Origin of the sequence: Sphingomonas yabuuchiae (assembly GCF_001477495.1) — a bacterium.
GTDB lineage: Bacteria > Pseudomonadota > Alphaproteobacteria > Sphingomonadales > Sphingomonadaceae > Sphingomonas > Sphingomonas yabuuchiae_A.
This window is the reverse complement of sequence record NZ_LDTF01000141.1, coordinates 1-587: the sequence shown is the minus strand read 5'-3', so window position 1 is coordinate 587 and position 587 is coordinate 1. Positions and strand designations below refer to the sequence as shown.

Genomic DNA, 587 nt, shown 5'->3' with positions numbered 1-587 from the left:
CGAAGCCATCGCGGCGGGCGTCGACCTCTGACCATCGCATGGGACAGGTGGGAATGGCCCTCCCCCTTGCTCCTGCCCCCGATCGACCGCGACCGGCTTGTCGCGGGATCGCGCACCGGGTAGCGGACAATGCCATGTCCGATCTTGCCGAAATCCGCGACGAATATGAATTTCTCGACGCCGACGATCGCTATCGCCTGCTGATTGATCTGGGCCGTGCGCTGGAGCCGATGCCCGAGGCGTTGAAGACCGATGCGACGCTGGTGCGGGGATGCTCGGCCTCGGTCTGGGTCTATCCGACCAAGGGTGATGCCGAGGGGCTGCACTTCCTGGCGGACTCGAATGCGGCGATTACCAAGGGGATCATCGCGCTGGTGCTGAAGACGGTGCAGGACAAGACGCCTGCGGAAATCCTGGCGACCGATATCGAGGGCGAACTGGCCCCGTTCGATCTGAAGAACCAGCTGAGTTCCAACCGGACCCAGGGAATTCCGAACATGATCGCGTTGATCCGGGAGACCGCCGGGCGGTATTGATTTGTGGCTGCAGGCTCGCTGAGACACCCGCCCCTCCCCCATCCCCTCCCG

Annotated in this window: 1 protein-coding gene; it reads left to right on the top strand. The window is 63.9% G+C overall.

All coding sequences use genetic code 11. From position 1 onward, the window contains the following. The first annotated feature begins 134 nt into the window (after positions 1-134). Entirely contained in the window at positions 135-536 is a 402-nt protein-coding gene (locus tag NS355_RS17650) for a SufE family protein (RefSeq protein ID WP_058746862.1), read from the top strand. Positions 537-587 lie beyond the last annotated feature (51 nt).